The sequence below is a fragment of the Paramaledivibacter caminithermalis DSM 15212 genome, from assembly GCF_900142245.1.
GTDB lineage: Bacteria > Bacillota > Clostridia > Peptostreptococcales > Caminicellaceae > Paramaledivibacter > Paramaledivibacter caminithermalis.
In genome coordinates this window covers 1-2,566 of sequence record NZ_FRAG01000123.1, presented here as the reverse complement: position 1 = coordinate 2,566, position 2,566 = coordinate 1, and the positions used below count along the sequence as shown (strand labels likewise).

The 2,566-nt window shown below is 33.4% G+C and carries 1 protein-coding gene and 6 tRNA genes; 1 reads left to right on the top strand and 6 read right to left on the bottom strand.

Annotated elements, in window-relative coordinates; genetic code table 11:
- Window positions 1–296 precede the first annotated feature (296 nt).
- Window positions 297–1,328: a ribonuclease H-like domain-containing protein gene (locus BUB36_RS18725; protein WP_073153810.1), complete on the top strand. Its 1,032-nt coding sequence runs from the start codon at window positions 297–299 to the stop codon at window positions 1,326–1,328.
- A 290-nt stretch (window positions 1,329–1,618) separates the two neighbouring features.
- On the opposite strand, the gene BUB36_RS18720 is transcribed toward BUB36_RS18725, so the two are convergent.
- From BUB36_RS18720 to BUB36_RS18695, 6 genes are all read right to left on the bottom strand, one after another.
- Window positions 1,619–1,695, bottom strand: a tRNA-Ile gene (locus tag BUB36_RS18720).
- 65 nt (window positions 1,696–1,760) lie between these two features.
- Window positions 1,761–1,837: transfer RNA gene (locus BUB36_RS18715), tRNA-Ile, on the bottom strand.
- A 113-nt stretch (window positions 1,838–1,950) separates the two neighbouring features.
- Window positions 1,951–2,027 (bottom strand) — tRNA-Pro (locus tag BUB36_RS18710).
- Window positions 2,028–2,167: 140 nt separating this feature from the next.
- Window positions 2,168–2,243: transfer RNA gene (locus tag BUB36_RS18705), tRNA-Trp, on the bottom strand.
- A 107-nt stretch (window positions 2,244–2,350) separates the two neighbouring features.
- Window positions 2,351–2,427 (bottom strand) — tRNA-Ile (locus BUB36_RS18700).
- Between the two features lie 7 nt (window positions 2,428–2,434).
- A tRNA-Ser gene (locus BUB36_RS18695) sits at window positions 2,435–2,527 on the bottom strand.
- Between the last annotated feature and the right edge of the window lie 39 nt (window positions 2,528–2,566).

The following is a 2,566-nucleotide window of genomic DNA, read 5'->3' as shown; positions in this document are numbered from 1 at the left end:
CGCCGAAAACGCCCTTGCCTACAACTTGTCTTCCCATTAGCTAGGTGACAGGTTTTCTTTCAAACCATCGGCTCGGCAACATGCCTCGCAAACATTAAAAATCCCTATATAGGGATTCAAGTAAAAACTTTAATTTATACATATCAAAACCCCCAGAAGCATTGCGTATTTGTACATGTATAAATTAAGTTTTACTATGTAAATCCTATAGTAGAAAAATTTTTATGTATAGTATATAATACAATAAATGTTTGTTTTTAAACTTAAGTAGATTTAAGTCCCTAGGAGGTGATACAATGGATATTATTATAAATACACTAAAAAATTCTTATAACACCCCACCTATACTGTCTCAATTTTTGAATAATAAAAATTTTATTCTCTTCGATATTGAAACTACTGGTCTAAATGCAAATTATAATAGAGTTATCTTAATTGGAGTATTATACAAACAAGCTGACAATATTGTTATAAAACAATTTTTTTGTAATGATTCTAGTGAAGAAAAGCAATTACTCGAATCTTTTATGGATACCTTTAAAACCTTTGATTTTTATATAACCTATAATGGAAGAAACTTCGACATTCCCTTTCTAAATAAGCGCTTTACAAAGCACCGTTTAAATTATAAAATAGATAATTATTTAAACTTCGATTTATATAAAGTAGTCAAAAGTAATAAAAATTTTCTAGGTCTAGATAACTGTAAACTAAAAACACTGGAAAAATTCCTAGGAATAAATAGAAAGGACATGATAGATGGCGCAGAAAGCGTCAAACTATATAAAAAATATGAATATACAAAGGATACAAATTTAAAAAGCAAGATCTTATTACATAATTATGAAGATATATTACATCTTTTACCTACCCTTGATGTGCTAAATTATATTAGCAAAGATAATTTATATGCTCATTTTCCAAAGGAGTTTTATTTAGATGATAAATTTAAGATTAGAATAATTGATTATAGAGTAAAAAAAGATTTTCTAGAAGTATGGGGTAAATTTTATGGAAATATAAATCAAGATCTTATTTTCTATAATCATAATTATAACTTTAGTCTTATGAAGGGAGATAAACAATTTAATCTTAGATTGCCGCTATTAAATGTCAATAATGGTGATGAATATTCATTTATTAATTTATATGAGTTAGACTTTATGGTCCATGATTTGAATGAAATGAGTAATAAAGAAAAACTGCAATATTTAGTAAAAGCAAAAAATGAAATTAAAAATTATAATATTTATAAATTTATTAAAGACTTTTCTATACACATATTAAAACAATTTCATATGAACAAAGACGTCGTCGATGGATCTTAAATTGCAAGTACTAGGATTTTTCTATTAAGTTTTAAAAAAATAATTTGCATCAATTTTTTACTGTCAAGAGTTTTTGTAACAAAAAAAATCTACATATAGATATACGTAGATTTTAAATACCAAAAATCAAAATCAAATCACTAACACAAATAATTCCAGTCACCTACTCTACCGACTAGCTACCTTGCCATACTAGATACCAATTATCAGATACAGCATACAATAAATTTTAAGTTTATTTTCTTAAGTCTTATTTAACTTTAGATTTTCCACTTTTTGCTCCTATTAAATGGTGGGCCTTCAGGGACTCGAACCCCGGACCTGCCGGTTATGAGCCGGACGCTCTGACCAACTGAGCTAAAGGCCCCTATAGATATCAGTACACGGTTTTATCACTTTAATTACACCAGCAAAATTTCATTTATTTATTTTTGGTGGGCTTAAGTGGACTTGAACCACCGACCTCACGCTTATCAGGCGTGCGCTCTAACCAGCTGAGCTATAAGCCCACTTTAAATACAAGATGTTGGACACTAAAGATTGGACTTTTGTCATTATTTTAGGTTTTTTAAAACCTTCTCGACCCATCACTAGTCTAGCTTCTAGCCTCTTGCTTCTAAATTGGTCGGGGTGGCAGGATTTGAACCCGCGACCCTCTGGTCCCAAACCAGATGCGCTACCAAACTGCGCTACACCCCGCTGCTATAAGGTAATACACTGTAAAATGATGTAGGATGCGAAATGTTGGAGATTAAAATATAGTTACCCTCTTAGGTTTTTCAACCTTTCGGAAATACCCTTATTCCAATTTCTAATTTCTAGCCTCTCACTTCTAAAGTTGGCAGGGGTGGCAGGACTTGAACCCACGACATACGGTTTTGGAGACCGTCGTTCTACCAACTGAACTACACCCCTATCTTATAGAAAAACACTCTATATAATGACACAAGATGTGGAAAATTGAAGATTAGACTATTCAAGTCATCCTCTTTTGTTTTTTCTTGCTTCTTGTTTCTATTAATTGGTGGGCCTTCAGGGACTCGAACCCCAGACCTGCCGGTTATGAGCCGGACGCTCTGACCAACTGAGCTAAAGGCCCAAGCAATTGGCGGAGAAGGCGGGATTCGAACCCGCGCGCCGACTTAACCGACCTAACGGTTTAGCAAACCGTCCTCTTCAGCCTACTTGAGTACTTCTCCACATTTTGGCGGAGGGGGTGGGATTCGAACCCACGGCCC

Excerpts from the sequence above, each read along its gene's own strand:
- BUB36_RS18725 (WP_073153810.1), top strand. The coding sequence starts at position 297 with ATGGATATTATTATAAATACACTAAAAAATTCTTATAACACCCCACCT.